Below are 25,524 nucleotides of genomic sequence, written 5' to 3'. Positions count from 1 at the left end.
GTAGGCGGTGTTGAACTCGCGGTTGACCACGAGCTTATCTTTCAATACAAAGCCCAGGAAGCGGAGGCGGATTTCGGAGTGCGAGTCGTAGATGCGGCGGTGCACCGACGAAAGGTCGATGTTGACCTTGAGCAGGCTCCGCGATGATGAGGTGCACGTTGCGCGAGGTGCTGGGGTGCCGGAACGAGCCCGTATCGGTCATGATGCCCGCGTACAGCGCCTCGCCGATGCCCTTGGTGATGAGGTGCTGGTCGCCCAGGTCGCGGATGATTTCAAAATCAGCTCGGCCGTAGCTGCCGCGGTGGGCACCGAAAAAACAATGTCGGCGAAGTCTTCGGGCTCCTGGTGGTGGTCGATGAGGACCTTGGTGGCCGAGGACTGGCGCACGTACTCGCCCAACTCGTTGATGCGGCCCAGGCAGCTAAAATCGAGGCAGCAAATGACTTCGGCGCGGCTCACCAGGTCGCGCACCTGGCGGTCGTTCTGGCGGCGGTCGTACACCACCACTTCGTCGTTGCCCTCCATCCATTCGAGAAATGCCGGATAGTCGGAAGGGGTCACCACCGTCACGTGGTGGCCTTTCTGCTTTAAGTAGCCTGCCCAGGCCAGCGACGAGCCCAGCGCGTCGGCGTCGGGCTTGTGGTGGGTGGTAATAACAACCTGCTTGGGCTGCGCGAGCAAGGCCTGCAGGGCGGAAATAGGAGTTGACATCGACAACGTGAATGGCCCCAAAAAATAACTGAGGGCCGGTGGCTTACGAATAAATGGGGCGGCAAAAGTCGGAAGAAATCTTTTCTTAACAGCCAGCCCCCCGGAAGGTTCTCCCAAATCCAACGAACGGGCGAGCATGCCAAGCGAGTGAAAAGGCGGGTTTATCCTCCATATTGCCATTTCGTCCACTACTTGTAATGCGCACTATTTTCTTTGGGGCCGCTCGAATAAAAGACGGGGGAGGGGCCTGCTGGGCGCTGCTGGCAGTATTGCTGGGGCTGAGCGCCTGGTTCTACCACGATTCCATCCGGCTGTATCCGTCGTTTAATCATGCCTGGGCCCAGGCCGATTGGCTGGCCATCGCGATAAACTTTCGGGCCCGCGGCTACGATTTTTTCATCCGGCAACTTTTAATCTGCTTACCGACAACGGCATTACCGGCGCGGGCTTTCCGGTGCCCGCGTACGTGGCCGCGCTGCTCATGGGCCTTGTCGGCCGCGACGCGCCCGGCCTCATGCGCGCCGTGACGCTTGCCTTCAGCCTGGGTGGCCTCCTGGCTTTGTTTGGACTGGTGCGCCGGGCCAGCGGCTCTGCCTTCAAAGGGGCGGTAGCGGCGCTTTTCGCCTTCTGCAGCCCAATTTATGTGTTCTATCAAGCGAACTTCCTGCCTTCGGTTCCGGGCTTCGCTGCCGCTTTGGTGGGGTACTACTGGTTTTACCGAACCTTAGCGGAAGCTAACGCGCCTCCGACAACGCGCCGCCACCTGGCAGCGGCAGTGGCTTGGCTCACCCTGGCCGCGGCCATGCGCACCCCGTTTGTGCTGCCGCTGCTCTGCACCCTGGGCCACTTAGCGGTGCTTAGGCCGCGCCGCACAGCGGCTGAAGTAGGATGGCGAGCCGTTGGGCTACTGTACGGGGCGGCTTTCCTGGTATTAGGGGCTGACTTTCTGTATAATGAATACTTGAGCCACGCCTACCACGGCTCCATGTTCCTGGCCCGGCCGCGGGCTTTTTCATCGTGGGCCCAGGCCATGGAGGTGACCAAAACGGTGCGCGAGTATTGGCTCTGGAGTTTGCTGAGCAAGCCCCAATGGCTGCTGTTCTGCGCCGCGGCCGGGACCATGGCGGTGCAGCAACGCCGCGCGCTGCTGCAGAGCAGTTGGGCTGGCCACTGGCTGGCGTTGGTTGCCGGGGGCCTGGCTTATTACGGCCTGATGGGGCAGCAATACGCCATCCACGATTACTATTTGCTCGATACCTTCTTTCTGCCTCTCGTGCTCGGCTTTGGGGGCAGCCTCGCCGTGCTGCGGCTGGCGTGCTCAAGCCGCTACGGCTGGCGCTGGCCATGGCCGTGCTCCTGGTAGGCGCCCTGGCCGCCTGGCAAGCCCGAGCCGAGCAGGCGCGCCGGATTTCTCCTCCGCCAACCGACAAGAGCGTGCTCACGCGCGAAAATTTTGAGCGAAGTGCGCAATGGCTCGACTCGCTCGGCGTACCCGTACCGCTACCGTGTTGGTACTCGACGCCTACTCTTACAACCTGCCCCTGCTGCTGGCCCAACGGCGCGGCTGGACGATGTTGAAAAACAGAAAGTCGCCGGAGGACTTATCCGCTGAAAACCTGCGCCGGGCCATGCGGCTGCCGGCCAGCTACGTCATCACGCAAAATGCTACCTATGCTGCGGAGGTAGTGGATGTTTTTCCCGGCATTGCTGCCTACTTACGCCCGCTTGCCAACAACGGCCGCTTAACCTTGTGGCAGCTTCGCAAGTCTCCGTTGGCAGCCCGATGGACCGTCTACCCCGATTCTGCAGCCCAATCTGCCCCTGCCTGGCGAGCTGCTTCGGCGCACGTAACCGCAGGCCCGCCTGCTTTGGCTCAACCCGATGATGCACGCCTCCCCAACGGTTGTGCACAGCGCCTTATCTGCAGCTATTCCGCGCAGGCCGTCGGCATCAGCCCTGGCGAACAGCTGCTGCTGGCCGCCCGGTACCAGGCCGGCCCCGACACCGGCGCCTACCTGTCAGTTTGCCTGGAAGCCGGCCCCGGCGGGGCCTCTTACTGGCAGGAAAGAGTTGACTGCCGGCCTACACGTCCGGGCGAATGGGAGCCCGTGGGCGCTGCGCTGACCTTGCCCGCCCGGCGCGCTGCCACGGATATCCTGAAGGTGTACCTGATAAAAAAGGGCACGGGTAGCGTGGTCTTTGACGCTATGGAAATGAGTGTTTTACCAGCAACACCGCGCAGTTGACGACCGTTGGGTTGGGCGCCGGCCCGGGATTTGGTACTTTTGCTCTTTCAATTCTTCATTTTTATTCGAATTACCCTGCCCATGGCCACCAACCGCACATTCACGATGATTAAGCCCGACGCCGTCCAGGAAAACCACATCGGTGGTATCCTGAACATGATGGAAGAAGGCGGGTTCCGCATCGTGGAGCTCCAAAAATTGACCCTGACGGCCGAGCGCGCCGGTCAGTTCTACGCGGTGCACGCCGAGCGTCCTTTCTACAACGACCTGGTGAAGTACATGTCGAGCGGCCCCATCGTAGCCGCTGTACTTGAGAAAGACAACGCCGTAGCCGATTTTCGTACCCTCATCGGCGCTACCAACCCCGCGCAGGCGGCCGAAGGCACCATCCGGAAGAAGTACGCCAAGAGCATCGAAGCGAACGCCGTGCACGGCTCCGACTCCGACGAAAACGCCCAGATTGAGGCCGACTTCTTCTTCGGCGCGAAGTAATCGCCAAGCGCTTAGCTCAACAAAAAGTCAACAAAAAGCCCGCCCTGCATTGCGCAGGGCGGGCTTTTTGTTTGTGCCAAAAGCTGACTGTTTTTGTACCAATTTTGTATTGTTGAGCTTAGTTTACCGGCTGAAACCGATGCGACCGGGTGTTTTCAGCTCGCTGATGAAGTCGGTTTTCTCGCGGTTGTAGAGGTCGGCCAGGGAAGTAGGCTCGGTTACCGGCTCGGTTTGGCCCAGGATGGTGGCCAGGGCCTGGGCCTTTTCCTGAGCCAGCGCTTCGAACCGGTAGGAGGCAATCAGGCGCCCCTTGCGCAGCAGGGCTTTGTCGATGCGGGCCAGGTCGGCGTTGAAGGTGCAGATAATCTGGATGTGGAAGCCGTCGGAGAGCAAGCCGTCGGAGAGGTTGAGCAGGTTGCTCACGGCGTTGCCGCCGTGGCCGTCGCGCTTGGCCAGGAGCTCCTCGGCGTCCTCGATGAGCAGGATGGAGTTCGTGTTGTCGTGGAGCAGGTTGATGAATTCCGGGTCGGCAATGCGGGTGGCCAGGTTGGGCGGAATAAACAGCTTGGGTTTGTCGGTGAGGCCGCAGAGGTGGCGGATGTAGCTGGTTTTGCCGGTGCCGGGCGGGCCGTGCAGGATGATGATGCCTTTCTCGTCGGGCTGCTGCAGGCGCCGGAGAATGGCCTCGTGGGCGGGCAGCAGGTCGTCGTTGTAGTGGCTGGAGAGGTCCAGCGCCGGAATCTTGATGGGCAGCGGCGAAAACTCCAGCTCACCAAAAGCCAGCCGCAACACTTGGATGCGGTCGTGCTCCAGCTTGCCGGTATCGAGTTGGGCCGCCAAGAGCTCCTGCACCAGCGCCAGGCGGGTGGGGTCGGTCTGCGGGGAAAAGAACAGGCTGGCCGGCGCGGTCGCCGTAGGTGCCGCGCTCGTAGAACCACAGCAGCAGGTGCGGCGCGAGGCACAGGGCGTAGTGACTGATGTCGGGCGCTTTGTCTTTCTTGTCCAGGTACACCGCGTGGGCCACGGTGGCCTGCTCCAGGTCATACGTCTTGGCTAGCGCATCCAGGATGGTCTGGCGGGCTTCGGCGCTGGCTAGCTGGTAGATTTCACGGCGCGGCAACACTCCAAACGCCGAGTAAAACCAGGAGACGGGCTGGAAATAAGTGTCTCTATCGAAAGATTGCGAGAGGTCGGGAGTGGCAACCGGAGGCAATGCTGTTTTCTTGCCGTTGACTTTCATTCCCAAAAATACATTTATCAGGTTGGAAAGCAACCCCGCTGGTCAGCCAATAAATGTGGGGATAGTGCCCCGAAAATCACAGGTTTATAGAAGGGATTTGGCCCAATATGCCCGGCTCAGGGGTGGAGCGGGCCGATAACGCCTTGTTAAGCGCAAGCATGGAACCGGACGTTATTTCACCAAAAAAGCCTCGCAATTGCGAGGCTTTTTTGGTGAAATAACGAAGAATGTCAAATCCAGCCCAACGGCGCCTGGCTATACTTGCTCTACCGTGAGAAGGCCCTCGGGGTGCGCTTCTGCGGTTGGCTGGGCGCTGTGCTTGTGCTTGAAGAAGATGACGAACAGCACGGCAATTGCCAGAGAGTAAGCAGCGAAGGAGAGCCAGATGCTGGGCCAGTCTTTGGCACCGCTGGCATCGGTGAAGAACTCCTGGATGACGATACCGCTTACCGAACTGCCCAGCACGGCCCCAAAGCCGTTGGTCATCATCATAAACAAGCCCTGCGCGCTGGCCCGGATGCTGGGCTGTGTCTGGGTTTCGACGAACAGCGAGCCGGAAATGTTGAAGAAATCGAACGCCATGCCGTACACGATGCACGAGAGAATAATCATCCACAGGCCCTCGCCGGGGTTGCCGTAAGCAAACAGGCCGAAGCGCAGCACCCAGGCTATCATGCTGAACAGCATCACCTGTTTGATGCCGAAGCGCCGCAGGAAGAAGGGAATGGCCAAGATGAACAGCGTCTCGGAAATCTGCGAGATGGACATGATGATGGCCGGGTACTTCACCGTGAGGGTATCCTGGTAAGCCGGAGTCTTGTCGAAATCGTGCAGGAAGGTGTCGCCGTAAGCGTTGGTGAGCTGCAGAGCGGCCCCCAGCAACAGCGCAAACAAAAAGAAGGTGAGCATCTTACGGTCGCGCAAAATCGCAAACGACTTGAGGCCCAGGATTTCCATCAGGCCCTGGCTGGAAGTATTGGTGGACTGCGGCGGGCACTTGGGCAGCGTGAAGGAATAGAGGCCCAGCACGAAAGCCGCGCCGGCCGCCACGTAGAATTGGCTGGCCGATTTTTCGAAGCCCAGCAAGCTCACCGTCCACATCGCCACAATGAAGCCGATGGTGCCCCACACGCGAATGGGCGGGTAGTCCTTCACCACGTCCAGCCCCTGGGTTTTCAGCACCGAAAACGACACGGCGATGGAGAGTGACAGCGTCGGCATGTAAAAAATCATGTTCAGCAGCATCACCCAGAACATCGTGGTCGGGTTGTCGACCATCGGAATGGTGAGTAGCGTAAGGCCGCCCAGAATGTGCAGGATGCCGTACAGCTTCTCCGCGTTCACGTATTTATCAGCCACAATGCCCATAAGCGAGGGCATGAAAATGGACGCAATGCCCATGGTCGAGAAGATGGCGCCAAACTGCGCCCCCGACCACTGCTTGGTTTGAAACCAATAAGCGCCAATTGTTATCAACCACGAGCCCCAGATAAAGAATTGTAAGAAACTCAATACAATGAGGCGCAACTTAGTATTCATGCGGAGGCGGGATAAAAGGAAGGTGGGATTTAGCCGATAAAGATACACGGCTTCCCGCCACAAGTGGCAAAGCAGCGCGGTTACTGCGGTGGTTTTGCCCGCTGGGCCTTAACAAAGGTTAGCTCAGGGCCTTGCCTGATAATTAATGCCTGGTGCCGGAACTCGGGCCTGCATATTTAGCTCAACGACATTTCTTGGGCAGTAAAAAAGCCCCGGCCAATGAAGGCCGGGGCTTTTTGTTGTTAACGGAAGCGGGGGCTGCCTATGCCTGATAGCTGGGCGAGAACGTACCGGCCGGCTGGCCATCGGCCATCGGGTAATCGGTGTAGCCGTCGGCAAAGCCGTTGGGGCCGGGTGCGTAGAAGGTCGCCTGGTCGGCTTCGGCCAGCGGGGCGCCACTCTTGAGGCGCTCCACAAAGTCGGGGTTGGCGATGAAGGGACGGCCCACGGCCACGAGGTCGGCGCGGCCACTCTCCAGGGCCTCGTCGATGGCTTCCAGCGTGGTGTAGCCGCCGCTCAGAATGAGCGTGTTGGTGAATTTCTCCCGGATGGTGGCCACCGTCTGGGCGGGCACGGCCGGGGCGCCCATGCTTTCGTGGTCGACCAAGTGCAGGTACACCACGCCGATTTTCTGGAGCTCCTCGGCCAAGTAGGCGTAGGTCTCGTCGATTTCGGGGTAGTGCGCCATGTCGCTGGCCATGCCCCAGGGCGAGAGGCGGATGCCGGTGCGCTCGGCGCCAATGGCGTCGGCCACGGCCTTGGTTACTTCGAGCACGAAGCGGGCGCGGTTTTTTACGCTGCCGCCGTACTCGTCGGTGCGCTGGTTGCTGTTGGGGTTCAGGAATTGCTCCAGCAGGTAGCCGTTGGCACCGTGCAGCTCCACGCCGTCGAAACCGGCTTCAATGGCGAGCTTGGCGCTGTGGACGAATTCGTCGCGCACCTGGGCCAACTCCTCGGTGCGGATGGCGCGGGGGCGGGCTGGGGCTGCATCTGCTCCTGGTCGGTCCACATGTCGCCGGCGGCAGCAATGGCCGAGGGGGCTACGCCTTCGGCCCCTTCGGGCAGGTTGTGCGGATGGAAAATGCGGCCGGCGTGCATCAGCTGCACAAAAATGTGGCCGCCGTGGTGGTGCACCGTTTCGGTGACGCGCTGCCAGTTGGTTACCTGCTCCTGGTTGAACAGGCCCGGGATGCGGGCGTAGCCCAAGCCGTTGGCGGCCGGGGAAGTACCCTCTGTGATGATGAGGCCGGCCGTGGCGCGCTGGCGGTAGTACTCCGCCATCGCTCGTTGGGCACGTTGCCCAGGGCGCGGCTGCGCGTCATGGGGGCCATTACGATGTGGTTGGTAAGGGTCAGGGAACCCAATTTGGCGGGCTCAAATGCTTTGTTCGACATAGGATAGGATAAGCCGCGGGCGTGGGCGCGGCGGCGAATGAATGAAACGCGGTAATAAACCAGGTACGTACACGAATTGTTTGACAAATGGTTGTATTGAGCTGGGCATTAGGCTGAGCATCAGGCAGAAAAAGCCCGCCCCACAAAGTGGAGCGGGCCTTCTCAGGGCAATTCACCGGTGAAACCAGCAAGCGGCCGGTTTACATGGGCGTGGCTTCGGCGAAGCGGCGGTTCACCTCGTCCCAGTTGATGAGGTTGTAGAAGCCGGCGATGTAGTCGGGCCGGCGGTTCTGGTACTTGAGGTAGTAGGCGTGCTCCCACACGTCGAGGCCGAGCACTGGAATGCCTTTGCAGCCCGCGTCGGGCATCAGCGGGTTGTCCTGGTTGGGGGTTGAGCAGATTTGCACCGAGCCGTCGGGCTGTTTGCACAGCCACGCCCAGCCCGAGCCGAAACGCGTGGTGGCAGCTTTGGTGAATTCCTCCTTGAACTTGTCGTAGCTGCCAAAGGTGCTGTTGATGGCCTCGGCCACGGCGCCGGTGGGCTGTCCGCCGCCGTTGGGCGACATGATGGTCCAGAACAGGGAGTGGTTCCAGTGGCCGCCGCCGTTGTTGCGCACGGCCACCGGGGCCTTGGCAATGTTGTGCATGATTTCCTCGAGCGACTGGTTTTCCATCTCGGTGCCCGCAATGGCCGCGTTCAGGTTGGTCACGTAGGCCTGGTGGTGCTTCGTGTGGTGGATTTCCATCGTTTGCGCGTCGATGGTGGGTTCCAGCGCGTCGTAGGCGTAGGGGAGTTTGGGGAGTTCGAAGGCCATAATTGAAGTGTTTTGGGTGGTCGGGATGTGAAAAACTATCCGGGCAAAAACAGCCCAACTAGCTACCTAGTTACGACCATTTTCAGCCCAAGTTCAAAAGTAGATTTATTTACGTTTTAAACTAAAGAATTCTTGCATCAACGCGGCGCATTCGGCGGCCTGCACCCCGCCGCGCAATTGCGTGCGCGGGTGCAGCAGCGCCCGTGCCGCCGAAACCCCACTTTGGGCTCCTCGGCCCCGAACACCACGGCCTTGAGCCTGAGCCCAGTAGCTGGCCCCGGCGCACATCACGCACGGCTCAATGGTGACGTAGAGCGTGCAGTCGGCCAGGTATTTATTACCCAGGTGGTTGGCGGCGGCCGTCAGGGCCAGCATCTCGGCGTGGGCCGTTACGTCGCGCAGCCTGCTCGGTCTGGTTGTAGCCCCGGCCTATTATCTGCTTCTCAAATACCACCACGGCGCCGATGGGAATCTCCTCGGCGGACAGCGCTTTTTCGGCTTCGGCCAGGCTTGGAGCATGAAATAGTCGTCGGTCATGGTAATTAGAGCCCGGGCGATGCGGGTCCGACAAAATTAGCCCAATAAAGAAGCCCCGGCGCTGCGCAGCGCCGGGGCTTCTTTTATTGGGCTAAAGAAAAGTCAAGCCAGGAAAGAAATTCGCCTGTGCCGGCTGCCTTACTTCAGGGTGATGGCATTCATCACGGCCTGAGCCGTGGACTGCCATTGAGTCTGCTCTTCGGCCGGGGCCACAAAGGTGAATACGTACAGCTGCTGGCCCTGAATGGCGTACTGCACGGCCTGGTAGCGCTTGATGGGCGCCGCCTGGGCGGTGCGCCGCGCATCCGATACGGTCGACACGAATTCGAAATAGATGAAATCGCGCCCATTTACGGTGCGGATATCTTCCTTAATAAAATCAACCTTGGTATACAGGCGCTGGATGCTGGATTTGTAAATCTTAATCAAAACGCCATAGTCCATGCTTTCGAAGGTGGTGGGGCGCACGGCCACGCTGTAGTCCACGCGCCCGCTGGGGTTGGAGTACACGGCCAGCGGCTTGCGCGGCGAGGGGTACTTCACGGCAATGCCGTCGTCGGGCAGGGGGCAAAGCCGGCCGGTACGCCCACCGTCAGGCCCGAGCCCAACTTCACATTGGTAAGCTTGGGCTTGGGGGCAAAGGCGGTTAGGCCGAGAATCAACAGTAAAAACGAGAAAACCTTCATAGTAAGCAGCAACGATGCGGGGATAAAGTAGTGCCACGGCTTAGGGCCGTGGCACTGCCGGGAATAGGAAGCAGCGCTTAGCGCCGCGCGGCGGGGTACTTAATCCGCACCTTCTTCCAGTACACGTAGTTGCCGGTTTTGGCTTCTACCAGGTAGGTGCCGGCCGGAATCTTGCCCAGGTCCACGGGCGCGCCGGTGTTGTTGACCGGGTCCAGCTCGGTTTGGTAGATAACGCGGTTTTTGTAGTCGGTCATCACCAGTGTGCCGGGTTTGGTAAACTGCTGCGTAAAGCTGAGCAGGATACTGGTGGAGTTGGGCTTGGGGTACACGTCGATGCCCGACAGGGTTTCGATGCGCTTGATGGGCCCTCGAGCGTCACGGCCCCGGCCGAGCCCTTGGACTTAACGACCGTGCCCGACTCGTCGGCCTTGCTTTTGGTTTTGATTTTGGTTTGCGCCTGAGCGGTGCCGGCAAACAAGAGAGCGGCCGCGAGTGCGAAGGAGGGAAGGAATTTCATGACAATTGAAGGATTGAGAAGACAAAGGAACGCACTTGCCGTCGGCCTTTGCATACTCCGTACCAAAGTTTGAGTTTCGACCCGCGAGCCCAGTGGCTAACTTCGCGGCAGATTCAGTTAATAGTTAGCAGTGAACCGTTAACAGGGCAACCGGTGGATAAACAACTGGTGAACCCTGGAAAGCGCAGCCTGGTAGTTGTTAATTGTTCACTGCTAACTGTTAACTGAAAAATGCTCCGTACCCACACCTGCGGCGAACTCCGCCCCGAACACATTGGTCAAACCGTCACGCTTTGCGGCTGGGTGCAGCGCACCCGCGACAAAGGCGCCATCCTCTGGATTGACCTGCGCGACCGGTACGGCCTCACCCAAATAGCCCTGGAAGAAGGCGTGGAAGCCAATGAAGTGCGCGAAACCGCCCGCACGCTCGGCCGCGAGTTTGTGCTGAGCGTGACCGGAAAGGTGGTAGAGCGCCATTCCAAGAACGACAAAATGCCCACCGGCGCCATCGAGATTCGTCCCGAAAAGCTCGAGATTCTAAATGCCGCCAAACTCCCGCCCTTCCTCATCGAAGACGAAACCGACGGCGGCGACGACCTGCGGATGAAGTACCGCTACCTCGACCTGCGCCGCACGCCCGTGCGCAACAACCTGATGCTACGCCACAAAATGGCCCAAGCCGTGCGCCGCTACCTCGACGGCCAGCACTTCATCGAAGTCGAAACGCCGGTGCTCATCAAGTCCACGCCCGAAGGCGCCCGCGACTTCGTGGTGCCTTCCCGCATGAACCCCGGCGAGTTCTACGCCCTGCCGCAGTCGCCGCAGACGTTCAAGCAGCTGCTCATGGTATCGGGTTTCGACCGCTACTTTCAGATTGTTAAGTGCTTCCGCGACGAAGACCTGCGCGCCGACCGCCAGCCCGAGTTCACGCAGATTGACTGCGAAATGGCCTTCGTGACCCAGGAAGACATCCTGAACACCTTCGAAGGCCTCACCCGCTACCTGTTCAAGGAAATCAAGGGCCTCGACTTCCCCACCGTGCCCCGCATGACCTACGCCGACGCCATGCGCCGCTTCGGCAACGACAAGCCCGACACGCGCTTCGCCATGGAGTTCGTTGAGCTAACCGACATTGTAAAAGGCCAGGGCTTTCCCGTATTCGACAACGCCGGGCTGGTTGTGGGCATCAACGCCGCCACCTGTGCCCAATTCACCCGCAAGCAGCTTGACGAGCTGACGGATTTCGTAAAGCGCCCCCAGATTGGCGCAACGGGCCTCATCTACGCCCGCGTCGATGCCGGCGGCGAGGTGAAATCATCGGTTGATAAGTTCTACTCGCAGGAAGAGCTGCAGCGCTGGAAAGCAGCCTTCCATGCCAACGAAGGCGACCTGCTGCTCATCATCGCCGGCGAGCCCAATAAAGCCCGCAAAGCCCTCAGCGAGCTGCGCCTGGAGATGGGCCAGCGCCTCGGCCTGCGCGACAAAGACGATTTCTCACCGCTGTGGGTGGTCGATTTTCCCCTGCTCGAATACAGCGAAGAGGAAAACCGCTACTTCGCCATGCATCACCCCTTCACCTCGCCCAAGCCCGAAGATGTGGCCCTGCTCGACTCGCCCGAAACCATCGGCCAGGTCCGCGCCAATGCCTACGACCTCGTGATTAACGGCGTGGAAGTGGGCGGTGGCTCCATCCGCATTCACGACCGCGCCGTGCAGGCCCGCATGTTCGGCCTGCTCGGCTTCACCCCCGAAGAAGCCCAAGCCCAGTTCGGCTTCCTGCTCGACGCCTTCGAGTACGGTGCCCCGCCCCACGGCGGTATCGCCTTCGGCTTCGACCGCCTCTGCAGCCTCTTCGGCGGCGCCGATTCCATCCGCGACTTCATCGCTTTCCCAAAGAACAATTCCGGCCGCGACGTGATGATTGATTCTCCCTCGCCGATTTCGGGCGCTCAGTTGAAGGAGTTGAGCATAGCCACGGCGGTGGTGGCGAAGTAGTATTTAGAAACAGTAGAAACAAAAAGCGGCGGCTGATACTTCAGTCGCCGCTTTTTTATGCCCAATTAAGTAGTGCTGGTATTCATTTATTATATAATCTGAATATTTGGCCGGTTAAAAAGAGACCGTTCACCGAGTAACCCGAATCCTTCAGCGAGGTGGTAAATCCGAAGGCAGACCCGCCCAGTAAGTTTGAGCAGTTATCCTCTTAAACGCTGTCTGCTCGTGTCTAAATTCTACGCCTTCGCCGCCTTGGTTCTGTTTATGGGTTTGAGCACTTCGCTTATTCGCCTGCAACTTGTGTCGTCGCCCGTATCGAAGATGCGCGTGCCTACTTACCGCTCCGTATCGGTGGCCTCGCACGCCATGGTGCAGGTAGCCCGTCCCATCGTTCGTATTTACAATTAAAGAGCCATTGGCTACTTAAAGCATTCTAGCCATTTGCTGCAAACAAAAGAGCCGCTCCCATAAGGAAGCGGCTCTTTTGTTTGCGGGATATCAAAACTTAGAAGTTCCGCTCGCCGGTCTCACGTTTACCCAGCATCACCGAGCCCACCATGGCTGCCAGCAGCAATATCGAGGCAAGCTCAAACGGCAACGCGTATTGCTGAAACAACACCAAGCCCAACCGGTCGACCATACCAATCTGCGAATCGAAGCTAGCGGGGTCGTAGCCAGCCGGAGCGATGTCGCGCATAGCGGCCACCAGTATCAGCAGCAGAGAGCCGCCAGCTATGGCGGCCGCAACCTTGGCCAGGGCCGGCTTGTGGGGCTCGGTTTCCTCATTCAGGTTCAGGAACATAATCACGAACAGAAACAGCACCATGATGGCACCAGCATACACGATGATGTTCACGGCGGCCAGGAACTGCGCGTTCAGCAGCAGATAGTGGCCGGAAAGTGTGAAGAACGTGAGGATGAGGAAGAGTACGCTGTGGACCGGGTTTTTGGCCAGTACCACGCCCAGCGCACTCAGCAAGGCCACGAACGAGAGGAAGAGGAAGAGAGGGGACATAGGTAGCGTGGACTCTGAGAGTCCGCGTTTTGGACGGTGTGAAGGAATTACTGCAAAACGCGGACTCTCAGAGTCCACGCTACAAGATGTTACGCCATTTGAGCCCGTAGCTTGTCAGCTTGCTCGGGCGTGAGCTGGATGCCGCGCTTCGAGCGGTTGTCCGGCGTCACGGGCTCTACCAGCCGGTCTTTGCCGTAGATGAATTCGTCGCGCTCGAAGCGCGGCGGGGCCATTTTGTCGGCTTGCAGGTACACAGCGGCTTTCGGGCAGGCTTCTTCGCAGAGGCCGCAGAAGATGCAGCGCAGCATGTTGATTTCGTAGCTCACGGCGTACTTCTCCTCGCGGTAGAGACCTTCCTCGCCCTTCTTGCGCTCGCCGGCCACCATGGTGATGGCCTCGGCGGGGCAGGCCACAGCGCAGAGGCCGCAGGCGGTGCACCGCTCGCGGCCGGCTTCGTCACGCTTGAGCACGTGCAGGCCGCGGAAAACGGGGGAGAAGGGACGGGTCTCGTCGGGGTAGCGAACGGTGACTTGCTTCTTGGTCGCAGCCCGGAAAAAGTGCCGCATCGTAATGGTAAGGCCCTGGAAAATAGCCGGTAGGTAGGCCCGCTCGGCCAAGGTCATGGGCTTCTTTTCGAGGACTTTGGCGCGTTTGCTTAAGGATTCCATGGTCGTTAGTTAATTACGCCGAACGTAATCAGGCCGCCCGTAAGTAGGATGTTGAAGATGGCCAGAGGGATGAGGATGGTCCAGCCCAAGCGCATCAGCTGGTCGTAGCGGAAGCGCGGCAGGGTCCAACGCACCCACATGAAGAAGAAGATGAAGGCGAAGATTTTGGCGAACAAGCCCACCAAACCGAGGATGGTGATGATGTTCTGAGCCGTCACCAGTTCTAGGCCTTGCGACGATACCAGCCAGTTGCGCAGCTCGGCTTGGAACGGAAAGTTGAAGCCGCCGAAGTACAGCACGCTCATCACGGCCGAAGCCACGAACACGTTGATGTACTCTGCAAAGAGGTACAGGCCCATTTTCATGGAGCTATACTCCGTGTGGTAGCCGCCAATCAGCTCAGTTTCGCACTCTGGCAAGTCGAAGGGCGTCCGGTTGGTCTCAGCGAAAGCGCACACAATGAAGATGATGAAGCCCAGCGGTTGCTTCATTATGTTCCAATTGAAGATGTCCTGCCATACAAAAGAGGCATCCGACGTCTGCTGGAAGGTGATTTCACGCAGCGACAGCGTGCCCGACATCATCAGCACGGCAATCAGGGCGAGGCCCATGGCGATTTCGTAGCTGATGTTTTGCGAGGCCGCGCGAATGGCGCCGAGCAGCGAGAACTTGTTGTTCGAAGCCCAGCCGCCAATCATGATGCCGTACACGCCTAGCGAGACCATGCCGAACACGTAGAGCATGCCGACGTTGATTTCAATGCCTTGCAGGTGAATGACCGTATCCCCGAATTGCAGCACGTTGCCGAACGGAATTACCGCCGATGACATCAGGGCCGTGGTCATGGCCAAGCAGGGCCCAAACACAAACAGCGCCCGGTTAGCACCAGCGGGGAAGAATTCCTCTTTAGTGAAGAGCTTCACGGCATCGGCCAGCGGCTGCAGCAAGCCGAAGGGACCCGCGCGGTCCGGGCCCACCCGGTCCTGCAGAAATGCGGCGATGACGCGCTCGGCATAAGTAGAATACGTGGCAATCAGCAGCGAAACGCCGAAAACTACCAGAACGACGAGGCCTTGCCAGCCCAGAGCGGGAAGAGTCATATGTTATAATCGTTTGTCATGCTGAGCGCAGCCGAAGCATCTCGCTTGCACAACTAATTCAATCGATTGAGTTACTACCACACGCGAGATGCTTCGACAAGCTCAGCATGACGTTCGGTTTTAATTAGCCATTGATGCCGCCCAAGCGCAGGGGCGGGTTGCGTTCCAGTTCGCGGGTGGTGCTTTCGGGCAAGTCCAGAATTACCTGCGGGTTTACCACTGGCAACTCGTAATGATTCTGTGAGATAACCGAGGCGCGGTTGATGTGCGCCGGCCCTTCCAGTGTCCAATCCGAGGTTTCCTTTTTATCGAAGCGGCAGGTGTTGCAAATCCACTCCTTTACTTCTCCGTACTGGTCTTTGCGGGCCGTCACGCGAAGCACGTCCTTGCCTTTATACCAGAGGGTTACTCTGCCGCAGCACTTCTCGTTTTCGCAGTCGCGGTGGGCGTTCACGGGTTTTGTGAACCACACACGCTGTTTGAAGCGGAAGGTTTTGTCGGTCAGCGCGCCCACCGGGCAAACGTCGATGACGTTGCCGCTGAACTCGTTGTCGATGATGTTTTCGATGTAGGTGCCGATTTCCGACGCATCGCCGCGGCCCAGTACGCCGTGCACGCGCTCGGGAGTGAGTTGGTCGGCGGTGTACACGCAGCGGTAGCACAGGATGCAGCGCGTCATGTGCAGCTGGATTAGAGGGCCGATGTCGATTTTCTCGAAGGTCCGGCGCTCTTCCTCGTAGCGGGTGGTGCTCACGCCGTGCTCGAAGGCAAAGTCCTGCAAGTCGCACTCGCCGGCCTGGTCGCACACCGGGCAATCGAGCGGGTGATTGATGAGCAGCATTTCCACGATGCCCTTGCGCACGTCCATCACCTGCTGCGAGGTGGTGTTCTCGACCACCATGCCGTCTTGCACCGTCGTGATGCACGAGGCCACCAGCTTGGGCATGGGGCGTGGGTCTTTGGCCGAACCGGCCGCCACGCGCACCAGGCAGGCGCGGCATTTGCCGCCGGTGCCCTTCAGCGGGGTGTAGTAGCACATGGCGGGCGGCACCACGCCCCCGCCAATCTGGCGGGCCGCGTTCAGGATAGTGGTTCCGTCCGGAACCTCTACCTCAATGCCGTCAAAGGTAATTTTAGCCATTGTATGGGAGGATAATCGTCAAGGATATTAGGCCAGCACCGGGGCGCCGCGGTACGCCGCGCCGGGCATGGTGGCCTCTTTGGGGTTGGTCACGTGCCACTCAAACTCGTGGCGGAAGTGACGCACGGCCGCAGCTACCGGCCACGCCGCGGCTTCGCCGAGCGGGCAGATGGTGTTGCCTTCAATTTGCTTGGCCACGCTCACAATCAGGTCGATGTCGTGCATCGAGCCGTGGCCGTGTTCGAGGCGGTGCAATACTTTTTCCAGCCAGCCCGTTCCCTCACGGCAGGGCGAGCACTGCCCGCACGACTCGTGATGGTAGAAGCGGCTGAAGTTCCAGGTGTTTTTCACGATGCACGTGGTTTCGTCCATCGCAATGAAGCCACCGGAGCCGAGCATAGTGCCCGTAACGAAGCCGCCGTCCGACAGCGACTCATAGGTCATCAGACGGTTTTCGCCGGCGGCAGTTTTCAGGATAAGCTCCTTGGGCAGAATCGGTACTGACGAACCACCGGCCACTACGGCCTTCAGGTCGCGCCCTTTCCAGATGCCGCCACAGTACTCATCGGAGTAGATGAATTCCTCCACCGGCACGCCCAGCTCAATTTCGTAGATGCCGGGCTTGTTCAAGTGGCCGCAAGCCGAAATCAGCTTGGTGCCCGTGCTTTTGCCCACGCCGATTTTGGCGTACTCGTCGCCGCCTTCGTTCACTATAACGGGCACGGCCGCAATGGTTTCCACGTTGTTTACCACCGTGGGACGGGCGTAGAGGCCCTGCACAGCGGGGAACGGCGGCTTGTTGCGCGGGTTGCCACGCTTGCCTTCCAAGGATTCAAGTAGCGCGGTTTCCTCGCCGCAGATGTAGGCGCCGGCACCGGGGTGCACGTGCAAGTCGAGCGAGTAGCCCGAGCCGAGGATGTTTTCGCCCAGAAAACCGGCCGCATAGGCTTCGGCAATGGCTTTTTCCAGAATGCGCAGCACGTACAACAACTCGCCGCGGATGTAGATGTAGCTGGTGCGCGCGCCCAAAGCATAGCTGCCCGTAATCATGCCCTCGATGAGCAAGTGGGGCAGTTTTGACATCAGCTGACGGTCCTTGAAGGTGCCCGGCTCCGATTCGTCGGCGTTGCAGACGAGGTAGCGCGGCACGCCCTCGGGCTTAGCCAGGAAGCTCCATTTCATGCCCGTGGGGAAGCCTGCGCCGCCGCGGCCGCGCAGGCCCGACTTCTTCACTTCTTCCACCACTTCGTCGGGCGTCATGGTTTTGAGCGCCTTCTCTACGGAGCGGTAGCCGCCGTGCTTGCGGTAGACTTCGAAGGTATCGATGCCTTCGACGTTGATATGTTCAGTTAATAGCTTGCGGCCCATAGTGGTAAGCGTTGTGCTGATGGCCAGCCGATTAGTAGTTCTTCAAGGAGTTGGGCAAGCCCGTTTCTTCCCATGGCAAAATGGGGCGGTGTACCAGACTCTTCAATTCGCTGAGCATGGCGTCCACCGCTTCCGGGGTATCCAACTGCTCGTAGTATTTCTCGCGCACCTGCACGATGGGGGCGAAGCCGCAGGCAGCCAGGCACTCTACTTCTTTCAGGGTGAAGGTACCGTCGGGCGAAGTGCCGCCCACTTTGGCGCCGGTGATGCGCTCGAGGTGCGCCGTCAGCTCGTCGGAGCCGCGCAGCATGCAGGGGCCCGTGCGGCAGATTTCCAGCACGTGCTTGCCCACCGGCTTCAGGTTGTACTGCGTGTAGAAGGACGATACTTCGTACACTTCAATGGGCTTGATGCCAAGGGTTTCAGCTACCAAGTCCTGTACTTCGGGGCTTACCCAACCGCCGAACTCGGCTTGCGCAATGTGCAGAATCGGCAGCAGGGCCGACTTGCTCCGGTCTTCTGGATAGTGCGTGAGCAGGCGCTTGATTTCCGCTTGGGCAGCGGGGGAGAATGTCGGTTTGGTGGGCGCGGTGGTCGGCTCCATATCAATCAGATTCAACGAAAACTAAGCGTCCAGCTCGCCAGCGATGACGTTCATGGACGAGAGAATGACAATGGCGTCCGAGAGGTGGTGCCCACGGCCATTTCTGGGTAAGCTTGGTAATAGATAAAGCACGGCCGGCGGAAGTGCAGGCGGTAAGGCGTGCGGCCGCCGTCCGAAATCAGGTAGAAACCCAACTCGCCGTTGCCGCCTTCCACCGAGTGATATACCTCACCAACAGGCGCATCAATCTCGCCCATGATGATTTTGAAGTGGTAAATCAGGGCCTCCATGTTCTTGTACACTTCCTGCTTAGCGGGCAAGTAGTAGTGCGGGGCATCGGCGTGGTAGGGGCCTTCGGGCAGGTTTTCCAGCGCTTGCTTGATGATGCGCAGGCTCTGCCAAATCTCCTCGTTGCGGACGATGAAACGGTCGTAAGTATCGCCATTAGTGCCCACCGGAATGTCGAACTCGAAGTCTTCGTAGGAAGAATAAGGGTTCATGGCGCGTACGTCGTAGTCGACGCCGGCCGCCCGCAGGTTGGGACCGGTGAAGCCGTAGTTCAACGCCTTTTCCGCCGAAATTGGGCCCACGTTCACCACGCGGTCCATGAAAATGCGGTTGCGATTGAACATCGACTCGAACTCCTTCATCACGGCCGGGAAGGTCTTGAGCCAGTCGCGCAGCTTCTGCAGCGCCACGGGCGAGAAATCCCGCTCCATCCCGCCCACGCGGCCCATGTTGGTGGTCAGGCGCGAGCCGCACACCTCCTCGTATATTTCGTAAATCTTCTCGCGCTCCTGGAACACGTATAGGAAGCCGGTGAAGGCGCCGGTGTCCACGCCGAGGATAGAGTTACAAATCAGGTGGTCAGCAATGCGGGCCAACTCCATCATAATCACGCGCATGTACTGTGCTCGCTTGGGCACGGTCACGCCGAGCAACTTCTCCACCGTCATGTGCCAGCCCATGTTGTTGATGGGCGACGAACAGTAGTTCATCCGGTCGGTGAGCGGCGTGATTTGGTAGAACGGCCGGCGCTCCGCGATTTTCTCAAACGCGCGGTGGATGTAGCCGATGGTGGGCACGCCCGACACAATCCGCTCGCCATCCATTTGCAGGATGTTCTGGAAAATGCCGTGCGTAGCCGGGTGCGTGGGGCCCAGGTTCAGCGTCGTCAGCTCCTGGCTGAAGTCGTTGAGCAGGGGCATGAGCTGGCCGTGGCGCTGGGCGGCGGCCTCCTCGTGGATTTTATGGGTGCCTTCCAGCGTGTCGTTTACTGCCATGATATATGTATCAGGGGCCTATCGGCCGAAAAACAGGTCGGTTTTGTCCTCGCGGGTACCGTCTTCGAGCGGGTATTCGCGCCGCATCGGGAAGTAGTCCATGTCCTCGACGTTGAGGATGCGAATGAGATTGGGGTGGCCGGTAAAGATGACGCCGAAGAAATCGTAGGTCTCGCGCTCCATCCAGTTGGCGGTGGCGTAGAGGTCCGTGAGCGTTGGCACCACCGGGTCGGCGATGGGGAAGTAGATTTTAATCCGCAGGCGGATGTTCTGCGTGAGGCTGTGCAGGTGGTAAATCATGCCCAACTCCTTGCCCTCGTTCTCGGGGTAGTTGATGCCACACATCGTGGTCAGGAAATGGAATTTGATTTCCTGGTCTTGCTGCAAGCCGGCGATGATGTCGTGGATGCGCTCCCGCGTGGTGGTCACCGTCAGCAGGCCGTAGGGCTCCTCCACATCGGTGAAAGTGGCCTCGCCAAACAGGCGGGTGAGCAAAGCCAGCACCCGCGCATTCTGGACCTTAATCGGGTCTTCGGCAACAGCGACTTCGGGAGCGGCGGCAGATTCCTGAGGATTCATTCGGGGTTGGTAAGGGCCGGTAGTCGGAAAAAGGCGGCCTTTCTTCCGACTACCCGCTACCTGATGCAGATTACTTAATGTTGTACGACGCCAGCAGGGCCTGATACTCAGGAGCGTTGCGGCGGCGGAAAGATTCGTTCTTGGCCAGGTCCTGCACGCGCATCAGGCCGTCGAGCACTTGCTCGGGGCGGGGCGGGCAGCCGGGCACGTACACGTCGACCGGGATGATGCGGTCGATGCCTTGCAGCACCGAGTAAGAGTCGAAAATGCCGCCCGAACAGGCGCAGGCGCCCATGGCCAGCACCCAGCGGGGCTCGGCCATTTGCTCGTACACTTGCTTCACGATAGGAGCCATTTTCTTGGCAATGGTGCCCATTACCATGAGCAAGTCGGCCTGGCGGGGTGAGAAGCTGGGCCGCTCGGAGCCGAAGCGCGAGATGTCGTAGTGCGAGCCCATGGTGGCCATGAACTCAATGCCGCAGCAGGAGGTAGCGAAAGGCAAGGGCCAGAGCGAATTGGCGCGGGCAATGCCCACCACTTTCTCCAGCGAAGTGGCAAAGAAGCCAGCGCCTTCAACGCCCTCGGGAGCCTCGACAGTTTTGATTTCCGGAACTCGGGTATCCATAGTTGAGATAGGTCTGATTTGGGGGCCTAATGGCCTATTTGCCAACACAAGCTGCGCGGCAAAAGTTTGGCTGAATTAGGCTTCGTTCCAGCGCAGAATGCCCTTTTTGATGATGTAGAGGAAACCCGCGAGCAGGAAGAACATGAATAGTATCATAGCGATGAAACCATCGGTGCCAAGGGCCCGAAAGTTCACCGCCCACGGATACATGAAGATGACTTCCACGTCGAACAGCACGAACACAATGGCCGTGAGGAAGTACTTCACCGAAATCGGCGTGCGGGCGTTGCCCACCGACTCGATGCCGCACTCGAAGGAGGCGTCTTTCACCGTGCTGTGACGTTTCGGGCCCACGAGGTGGGAAACAATCATGGCGAAGGCCACAAAAGCCAGCGCCAAGCCGAATTGAATGAGAATGGGGAGGTAATCGGAAGGCTGATAATTGGCAGCCGGCAGGACTAATAACATAACAATCAGACTAGTGGCAAGCAGGCCCCAAGGGCGCTGAAGGGCAAAGGTAGCGCGCACGGGTTTGGGGCGCAATGTTGGGGCTATGCGCAGGCCAAGAACCGATATCAGGAACGCAAGCTGCTACAAAAGCTGCGCCAATCGCAATCGGGTAACTATTTGTAAATCAATAATTATTTGCGGCTTCCTGCTGGCAATAATCAGGAGCTTATCACGCCTGGCTCAGCAAAACCCTTGACAACTATTCTACGCCTTGCCAGAAAGCGGTACGGTAAGAGGTGCTGCGCAACGTCCCCTGGATTTCGGTCATGCCGGGAGGCGCGCAGTTGATGCTGATGGATTAGCGCCAATGTGCTTTCTTTAGCAATGCAACCCGCTGGGCAGGTCTACACCCGCGGCGGGCTCTGGTACGACGAACTTCTCCAAACCATGCTAAACCGCGAAATGCCGGTGGACAGTGCGCCTTTCGAGCAAAGCGCGGAAGCCGTTTTTGTGCTGGACCAGGCCGGGAATTTCAAGCGCGCCAACGCCAGCTTTGCGCACTTGTTGGGCTGCGCCCCGCGCAATTGCCGGGCACGGCATTTTTGCAGTACCTCGCTTCGGGCGAGACGGAGCGGGGCGAGCAGCACCTCGCCCGGGCCGCCGCGGGCGAAATTGTGCGCTACGAAACCAGCGTGACGGCTGCCGCCGGACCCCTGAAACTGAATCTTGAGCCTGCTGCCGGTACTCACCGAGGCAGACCAACTCGCGGGCGTCTATGGCATCGCCACGCCGGTGCCTGGCCCACCCACCGCCACCGAGGCGTTGGTGGCGCGGGAGCATCAACTTTCCGTTATTTTCAATACCATTGCCGACGTCACTTTCGTGCTCAACGTGGAAGAGGATGGCCGCTACCGGTTCATTTTTGCGAACAAAGCCTTTGAAAGAACCACCGGGGTGCCGGCCGAAAAAGTGGTGGGCAGCTACGTCGACGAAGTAATTCCGGAGCCGTCGCTCAGCATGGTGCTGGCCAACTACCACCAGGCCGTGACCACGCTGGAACGGGTAATCTGGCAGGAAACGTCCGATTACCCGACCGGCCGGGTCACAGGCGAGGTGAGCGTGACGCCCGTGTGCGACGAGGCCGGCCGCTGCTTCCGGCTGGTGGGAGTGGTGCACGACATCACCAAGGAAAAGCAGGCCGAGGAAGAGCTGCGCCTCAGCAACGAGCGGTTTGCCTACGCCCTGAAGGCCACTTCCGATGCCATTTACGACTGGAACGTGACCAACGACACGCTCTATTGGGGAGAAGGATTTGCGCACTTGTTCGGCTACCGGCTGGGGCAGAACCCGTCGCCCTTCAGCGATTGGGCCGATTACATTCATCCCAAGGACAGCCACCGCACCGTGACGGGCCTGCTGCACACCGTGTACGAAACCACGGATACCTTCTGGGAAGACGAATACCTGTTCCGCCGGTCCAATGGTTCCTGGGCCGTGGTAGCGGACCGGGGCAACATCCTGCGCAATGCCAAAGGCCAGGCCGTGCGGATGATTGGGGCGATGCAGGACATTACCGAACGCAAGAAGGCCGAGGTGCAGCAGCAGGCGATGGCCGAAAAGCTCATAAAGCAAAACGCCTACCTGCAGCAGTGCGGCTTCATGGTATCGCACAACCTGCGCGCGCCGCTGGCCAATGCCTTGGGCTTCGCCGATTTGCTTTCCCGCATCGACAAAGAGTCGCAGGTATTTGCCGATTCGCTGGCCAACCTGCGCATCAGCCTCCGCCGCCTCGACGACGTGGTGGCGGATGTCAACACCATTCTGTCTATCCGGGACCAGCAGGATGCCGACCTTACGGAGCCCGTGGCCCTGGCGGCCGTGTGCCGGCAGGCCCTCGAGCACGCCCGGCCCGACCTGGAGCAATGCGGTGGCGAAGTGCTTAGCTCAATTCCGGAAGCGCTGTACGTGGACGGCAACCGCGCCTTTTTTCTCAGTATTTTCGACAACTTGCTTTCCAACGCCATCAAGTACCGCTCGGCGGCGCGTCCCTTGCGTATTGAGATTACGGCCTCGTGGACCCCCGGCCAGGGCATCACCATTAATTTTCGTGACAACGGTTCCGGCTTCGACCAGGAGCAGGCGGGCGGCGACGTTTTTCAGCTTTACCGGCGCTTGCACGCCGACGTGCCCGGGCGTGGAATTGGGCTATACCTGGTGAAAGCGCACGTCGAAGCCATGAACGGACACGTCTCCGTCCTGAGCCAGGTCAACGTAGGAACCGAATTTACCCTCCAATTCAGGCCCCGTGCGGATGAGAACCTATCTGATTGACGACGACTACCTCGCCATTTACCTCACCGAGCAATTGTTGCGGGCCGAAGGCTTTTCCAATTCCATTTGCACATTCCGGTCGGCCGAAGAAGCCCTCGATACGCTGGTAAAAGGCGAGCAAGAGGTGCCGCAGGTCGTGTTTCTGGACCTGAACATGCCCGTGATGGACGGCTGGGAGTTTCTGGAGGCCCTGGCGCCCTACGAGAAGAAACTGCGCGGCAACTGCCACATCTACATCCTCACCTCGTCGCTGGCCCTCACCGACTTGGAGAAATCCAAGCACTACGACCTGGTAGCTGGCCTGATTCACAAGCCCCTCGACAGCGAAGAAATCCGCGCCATTCAGGCACAGCTGGAAAATGACTTGGAGGCTTGATAAAAGCCAGATAGCCTGCAGATTGAGCTAAATTAAAACCAAGATTCGTGGTAAAAGCAAAAGCCGCCTCCAGTGCTGGAAGCGGCTTTTACATATTGAACTGAATTTAAATCAGTTCCAGGAAAACGCTCTTACAAGCCTTTGTCGCGGTTCAGGTCTTCGGCCGGCTCCGAACCCAGGAAGGGGTAGCGGTAGTCGGTAACCGGCACGAAGGTTTCCTTGATGGCGCGGGGCGACACCCAACGAATCAGGTTGAGCTGCGAGCCGGCTTTGTCGTTGGTGCCGGAGGCGCGGGCGCCGCCGAAAGGCTGCTGGCCCACCACGGCGCCGGTGGGCTTGTCGTTGATGTAGAAGTTGCCGGCCGCGTTCATCAGGCGCTTGGAAGCCAGGTCGATGGCGTACCGGTCCTGGGCAAACACGGCGCCGGTGAGGGCGTAGGGCGAAGTGGTGTCCACCAGCTCCAGGGTCTCTTCAAACTTGGTCTCGTCGTAGACGTGTACCGTGAGCACCGGTCCGAACAGCTCCTCGCACATGGTCACGTACTTCGGGTCTTTGGCCACGATGACCGTGGGCTCGATGAAGTAGCCTTTCGACTTGTCGTGGCCGCCGCCGGCAATGATTTCCACGTTCGGGTCGGCCTTGGCGTCGTCGAGGTACTTGGCGAGCTTATCAAAGGAAGCCTCGCTGATAACGGCGTTGACGAAGTTGCCGAAGTCTTCCACGTCGCCCATTTTAAACGAGGCGAGGTCTTCCTTCACGTAGCCCAATATTTCGGTGGCCGTGTTCGACGGCAGGTACACGCGCGACGCAGCCGAGCATTTCTGGCCCTGGTATTCAAACGCGCCCCGGCTCATGGCCACGGCCACGGCTTTGGGGTGAGCCGAATGGTGAGCCAGGATGAAGTCCTTGCCGCCGGTTTCGCCCACGATGCGCGGGTAGGATTTGTAGAGGTGAATGTTCTGGCCGATGGTCTTCCAGATGTTCTGGAACACGCCGGTGGAGCCCGTGAAGTGGATGCCGGCAAAGTCGCGGTGTGCGAAGATGACGTCGCCGGCCGTGGGGCCGTCCACGTACACGAGGTTAATCACGCCGTCGGGCACGCCGGCTTCCTTGAACAGCTCCATCAGCACCTGAGCCGAATAAATCTGGGTGTTGGCGGGCTTCCACACTACCACGTTGCCCATCATAGCGGCCGACGACGGCAGGTTGCCGGCGATGGACGTGAAGTTGAACGGCGTGAGGGCAAACACGAAGCCTTCCAGCGGGCGGTGCTCCACGCGGTTCCACATGCCGGGCAGGCTCTCGGGCTGCTGCTTGTAGATTTCCTGCATGTAATACACGTTGAACCGGAAGAAGTCAATCAACTCGCAGGCTGCATCGATTTCAGCCTGAAACGCATTCTTGCTCTGGCCCAACATGGTGGCCGCATTGATGCGGGCGCGGTACGGGCCAGCCAGCAAATCAGCTGCTTTCAGGAACACGGCGGCACGGTGCTCCCAGGGCAATTCAGCCCAAGCCGTGCGGGCAGCCAGGGCGGCCTCAATGGCGAGGGTAACGTGACTGGCGTCGCCGGCGTGGAAATGGCCAATGGTGCGCTGGTGGTCGTGGGGCGGGCTGATGCGCTGCGTCTTGCCGGTCCGTACTTCCTTCCCGCCGATATACATCGGAATGTCCAGCTCCAGCTGCCGCAGGCTCTTGAGCTGCTGCTGCAGCTCGAGCTTCTCTTTGGAGCCCGGCGCGTAGCCTTTCACGGGTTCGTTAATCGGGACGGGGACGTTGAAAAAGGCGTTGGCCATAAGGTGCGGGTTAGGT

At 59.5% G+C, this 25,524-nt stretch carries 31 protein-coding genes and 1 pseudogene; 9 read left to right on the top strand and 23 right to left on the bottom strand.

Annotation, left to right across the window (positions count from 1 at the left end; translation table 11 throughout):
• Positions 1-198: 198 nt before the first annotated feature.
• Positions 199-711 (bottom strand): DHH family phosphoesterase, encoded by a 513-nt coding sequence (locus ACFQT0_RS26100; protein WP_380205871.1) that lies wholly within the window; start codon positions 709-711, stop codon positions 199-201.
• Between the two features lie 349 nt (positions 712-1,060).
• Between ACFQT0_RS26100 and ACFQT0_RS26095 the strand changes: the two genes are divergently transcribed.
• The 4 genes from ACFQT0_RS26095 (at position 1,061) to ACFQT0_RS26080 (ending at position 3,449) form a co-directional block, all read left to right on the top strand.
• Positions 1,061-2,074 (top strand): hypothetical protein, encoded by a 1,014-nt coding sequence (locus tag ACFQT0_RS26095; protein ID WP_380199426.1) that lies wholly within the window; start codon positions 1,061-1,063, stop codon positions 2,072-2,074.
• Positions 2,056-2,289 carry a hypothetical protein gene (locus ACFQT0_RS26090; RefSeq protein ID WP_380205870.1) on the top strand — a complete coding sequence of 78 codons (234 nt, stop codon included), beginning with the start codon at positions 2,056-2,058 and terminating at the stop codon, positions 2,287-2,289. The genes ACFQT0_RS26095 and ACFQT0_RS26090 overlap by 19 nt, the downstream gene beginning before the upstream one ends.
• On the top strand, positions 2,217-2,957 hold the full coding sequence (locus tag ACFQT0_RS26085; RefSeq protein ID WP_380205869.1) for a hypothetical protein: 741 nt from the start codon (positions 2,217-2,219) through the stop codon (positions 2,955-2,957). The genes ACFQT0_RS26090 and ACFQT0_RS26085 overlap by 73 nt, the downstream gene beginning before the upstream one ends.
• An 81-nt stretch (positions 2,958-3,038) precedes the next feature.
• The gene (locus tag ACFQT0_RS26080) at positions 3,039-3,449 is read left to right on the top strand and encodes a nucleoside-diphosphate kinase (RefSeq protein ID WP_380205868.1); all 411 of its coding nucleotides are present in this window, start codon (positions 3,039-3,041) and stop codon (positions 3,447-3,449) included.
• A gap of 123 nt (positions 3,450-3,572) precedes the next feature.
• Here the strand turns inward: ACFQT0_RS26080 and ACFQT0_RS26075 are convergent, their stop codons facing one another.
• The 11 genes from ACFQT0_RS26075 to ACFQT0_RS26025 form a co-directional block, all read right to left on the bottom strand.
• On the bottom strand, positions 3,573-4,301 hold the full coding sequence (locus tag ACFQT0_RS26075) for an AAA family ATPase (RefSeq protein ID WP_380199422.1): 729 nt from the start codon (positions 4,299-4,301) through the stop codon (positions 3,573-3,575).
• Positions 4,219-4,689, bottom strand: a complete 471-nt coding sequence (locus ACFQT0_RS26070; protein ID WP_380205867.1) for a hypothetical protein — start codon at positions 4,687-4,689, stop codon at positions 4,219-4,221. The genes ACFQT0_RS26075 and ACFQT0_RS26070 overlap by 83 nt, the downstream gene beginning before the upstream one ends.
• 255 nt (positions 4,690-4,944) lie before the next feature.
• Positions 4,945-6,228: a nucleoside permease gene (locus tag ACFQT0_RS26065; RefSeq protein WP_380199420.1), complete on the bottom strand. Its 1,284-nt coding sequence runs from the start codon at positions 6,226-6,228 to the stop codon at positions 4,945-4,947.
• Between the two features lie 262 nt (positions 6,229-6,490).
• On the bottom strand, positions 6,491-7,168 hold the full coding sequence (locus ACFQT0_RS26060; RefSeq protein WP_380199418.1) for an oxidoreductase: 678 nt from the start codon (positions 7,166-7,168) through the stop codon (positions 6,491-6,493).
• Positions 7,066-7,509 carry an oxidoreductase gene (locus ACFQT0_RS26055; protein WP_380199416.1) on the bottom strand — a complete coding sequence of 148 codons (444 nt, stop codon included), beginning with the start codon at positions 7,507-7,509 and terminating at the stop codon, positions 7,066-7,068. Before ACFQT0_RS26055 ends, ACFQT0_RS26060 begins: the two co-directional genes overlap by 103 nt.
• Before the next feature lie 313 nt (positions 7,510-7,822).
• Entirely contained in the window at positions 7,823-8,437 is a 615-nt protein-coding gene (locus ACFQT0_RS26050) for a superoxide dismutase (protein ID WP_380199414.1), read from the bottom strand.
• A 105-nt stretch (positions 8,438-8,542) separates the two neighbouring features.
• A complete protein-coding gene (locus tag ACFQT0_RS26045) occupies positions 8,543-8,812 on the bottom strand; it encodes a nucleoside deaminase (protein WP_380205866.1) in 270 nt (89 codons plus the stop codon).
• A complete protein-coding gene (locus tag ACFQT0_RS26040) occupies positions 8,775-9,008 on the bottom strand; it encodes a deaminase (protein WP_380205865.1) in 234 nt (77 codons plus the stop codon). The genes ACFQT0_RS26045 and ACFQT0_RS26040 overlap by 38 nt, the downstream gene beginning before the upstream one ends.
• Before the next feature lie 104 nt (positions 9,009-9,112).
• Positions 9,113-9,517 (bottom strand): hypothetical protein, encoded by a 405-nt coding sequence (locus ACFQT0_RS26035; RefSeq protein ID WP_380205864.1) that lies wholly within the window; start codon positions 9,515-9,517, stop codon positions 9,113-9,115.
• Positions 9,514-9,636: a hypothetical protein gene (locus tag ACFQT0_RS26030; protein WP_380199410.1), complete on the bottom strand. Its 123-nt coding sequence runs from the start codon at positions 9,634-9,636 to the stop codon at positions 9,514-9,516. Before ACFQT0_RS26030 ends, ACFQT0_RS26035 begins: the two co-directional genes overlap by 4 nt.
• A 101-nt stretch (positions 9,637-9,737) precedes the next feature.
• Positions 9,738-9,989 (bottom strand): T9SS type A sorting domain-containing protein, encoded by a 252-nt coding sequence (locus tag ACFQT0_RS26025; protein ID WP_380205863.1) that lies wholly within the window; start codon positions 9,987-9,989, stop codon positions 9,738-9,740.
• Between the two features lie 419 nt (positions 9,990-10,408).
• On the opposite strand from ACFQT0_RS26025, the gene aspS reads away from it, so the two are divergent.
• Complete coding sequence (gene aspS / locus ACFQT0_RS26020) at positions 10,409-12,172, top strand: aspartate--tRNA ligase (RefSeq protein WP_380205862.1); 1,764 nt, start codon at positions 10,409-10,411, stop codon at positions 12,170-12,172.
• Positions 12,173-12,397: 225 nt separating this feature from the next.
• Entirely contained in the window at positions 12,398-12,580 is a 183-nt protein-coding gene (locus tag ACFQT0_RS26015; protein WP_380199406.1) for a hypothetical protein, read from the top strand.
• Positions 12,581-12,677: 97 nt separating this feature from the next.
• Here the strand turns inward: ACFQT0_RS26015 and ACFQT0_RS26010 are convergent, their stop codons facing one another.
• The 10 genes and pseudogenes from ACFQT0_RS26010 to ACFQT0_RS25965 form a co-directional block, all read right to left on the bottom strand.
• On the bottom strand, positions 12,678-13,187 hold the full coding sequence (locus ACFQT0_RS26010; RefSeq protein ID WP_380199404.1) for an NADH-quinone oxidoreductase subunit J family protein: 510 nt from the start codon (positions 13,185-13,187) through the stop codon (positions 12,678-12,680).
• A gap of 89 nt (positions 13,188-13,276) precedes the next feature.
• On the bottom strand, positions 13,277-13,855 hold the full coding sequence (locus ACFQT0_RS26005; RefSeq protein WP_380199402.1) for a NuoI/complex I 23 kDa subunit family protein: 579 nt from the start codon (positions 13,853-13,855) through the stop codon (positions 13,277-13,279).
• A gap of 5 nt (positions 13,856-13,860) precedes the next feature.
• Positions 13,861-14,955 (bottom strand): NADH-quinone oxidoreductase subunit NuoH, encoded by a 1,095-nt coding sequence (gene nuoH / locus ACFQT0_RS26000; protein ID WP_380199400.1) that lies wholly within the window; start codon positions 14,953-14,955, stop codon positions 13,861-13,863.
• A 124-nt stretch (positions 14,956-15,079) separates the two neighbouring features.
• On the bottom strand, positions 15,080-16,096 hold the full coding sequence (locus tag ACFQT0_RS25995; protein WP_380199398.1) for a 2Fe-2S iron-sulfur cluster-binding protein: 1,017 nt from the start codon (positions 16,094-16,096) through the stop codon (positions 15,080-15,082).
• 27 nt (positions 16,097-16,123) lie between these two features.
• Positions 16,124-17,464, bottom strand: coding sequence for an NADH-quinone oxidoreductase subunit NuoF (gene nuoF / locus ACFQT0_RS25990; protein ID WP_380205861.1), 1,341 nt, complete (start codon positions 17,462-17,464; stop codon positions 16,124-16,126).
• Positions 17,465-17,495: 31 nt separating this feature from the next.
• Complete coding sequence (locus tag ACFQT0_RS25985) at positions 17,496-18,068, bottom strand: NADH-quinone oxidoreductase subunit NuoE family protein (protein WP_380199396.1); 573 nt, start codon at positions 18,066-18,068, stop codon at positions 17,496-17,498.
• Between the two features lie 21 nt (positions 18,069-18,089).
• Positions 18,090-19,276 (bottom strand): annotated as a pseudogene (nuoD, locus tag ACFQT0_RS25980) (NADH dehydrogenase (quinone) subunit D).
• 93 nt (positions 19,277-19,369) lie between these two features.
• Positions 19,370-19,930 carry an NADH-quinone oxidoreductase subunit C gene (locus ACFQT0_RS25975; protein WP_380199394.1) on the bottom strand — a complete coding sequence of 187 codons (561 nt, stop codon included), beginning with the start codon at positions 19,928-19,930 and terminating at the stop codon, positions 19,370-19,372.
• A 70-nt stretch (positions 19,931-20,000) separates the two neighbouring features.
• Positions 20,001-20,555, bottom strand: coding sequence for an NADH-quinone oxidoreductase subunit B (locus tag ACFQT0_RS25970; RefSeq protein ID WP_092674994.1), 555 nt, complete (start codon positions 20,553-20,555; stop codon positions 20,001-20,003).
• A gap of 75 nt (positions 20,556-20,630) precedes the next feature.
• On the bottom strand, positions 20,631-21,023 hold the full coding sequence (locus ACFQT0_RS25965) for an NADH-quinone oxidoreductase subunit A (RefSeq protein ID WP_380199392.1): 393 nt from the start codon (positions 21,021-21,023) through the stop codon (positions 20,631-20,633).
• 429 nt (positions 21,024-21,452) lie between these two features.
• Between ACFQT0_RS25965 and ACFQT0_RS25960 the strand changes: the two genes are divergently transcribed.
• Genes ACFQT0_RS25960 through ACFQT0_RS25950 form a run of 3 tightly spaced genes read left to right on the top strand, consistent with a single transcriptional unit; the run spans position 21,453 to position 23,712 of the window.
• A complete protein-coding gene (locus ACFQT0_RS25960; protein ID WP_380199390.1) occupies positions 21,453-21,701 on the top strand; it encodes a PAS domain-containing protein in 249 nt (82 codons plus the stop codon).
• Positions 21,702-21,731: 30 nt separating this feature from the next.
• Positions 21,732-23,336: a sensor histidine kinase gene (locus ACFQT0_RS25955; RefSeq protein ID WP_380205860.1), complete on the top strand. Its 1,605-nt coding sequence runs from the start codon at positions 21,732-21,734 to the stop codon at positions 23,334-23,336.
• Positions 23,317-23,712, top strand: coding sequence for a response regulator (locus tag ACFQT0_RS25950; protein WP_380199384.1), 396 nt, complete (start codon positions 23,317-23,319; stop codon positions 23,710-23,712). Before ACFQT0_RS25955 ends, ACFQT0_RS25950 begins: the two co-directional genes overlap by 20 nt.
• Positions 23,713-23,843: 131 nt before the next feature.
• On the opposite strand, the gene pruA is transcribed toward ACFQT0_RS25950, so the two are convergent.
• Positions 23,844-25,508, bottom strand: a complete 1,665-nt coding sequence (gene pruA / locus ACFQT0_RS25945) for an L-glutamate gamma-semialdehyde dehydrogenase (RefSeq protein ID WP_380205859.1) — start codon at positions 25,506-25,508, stop codon at positions 23,844-23,846.
• Between the last annotated feature and the right edge of the window lie 16 nt (positions 25,509-25,524).

Source organism: Hymenobacter humi (assembly GCF_042665855.1).
GTDB classification, from domain to species: Bacteria; Bacteroidota; Bacteroidia; order Cytophagales; family Hymenobacteraceae; genus Hymenobacter; species Hymenobacter humi.
This window is presented reverse-complemented; position numbering and strand designations above follow the sequence as displayed.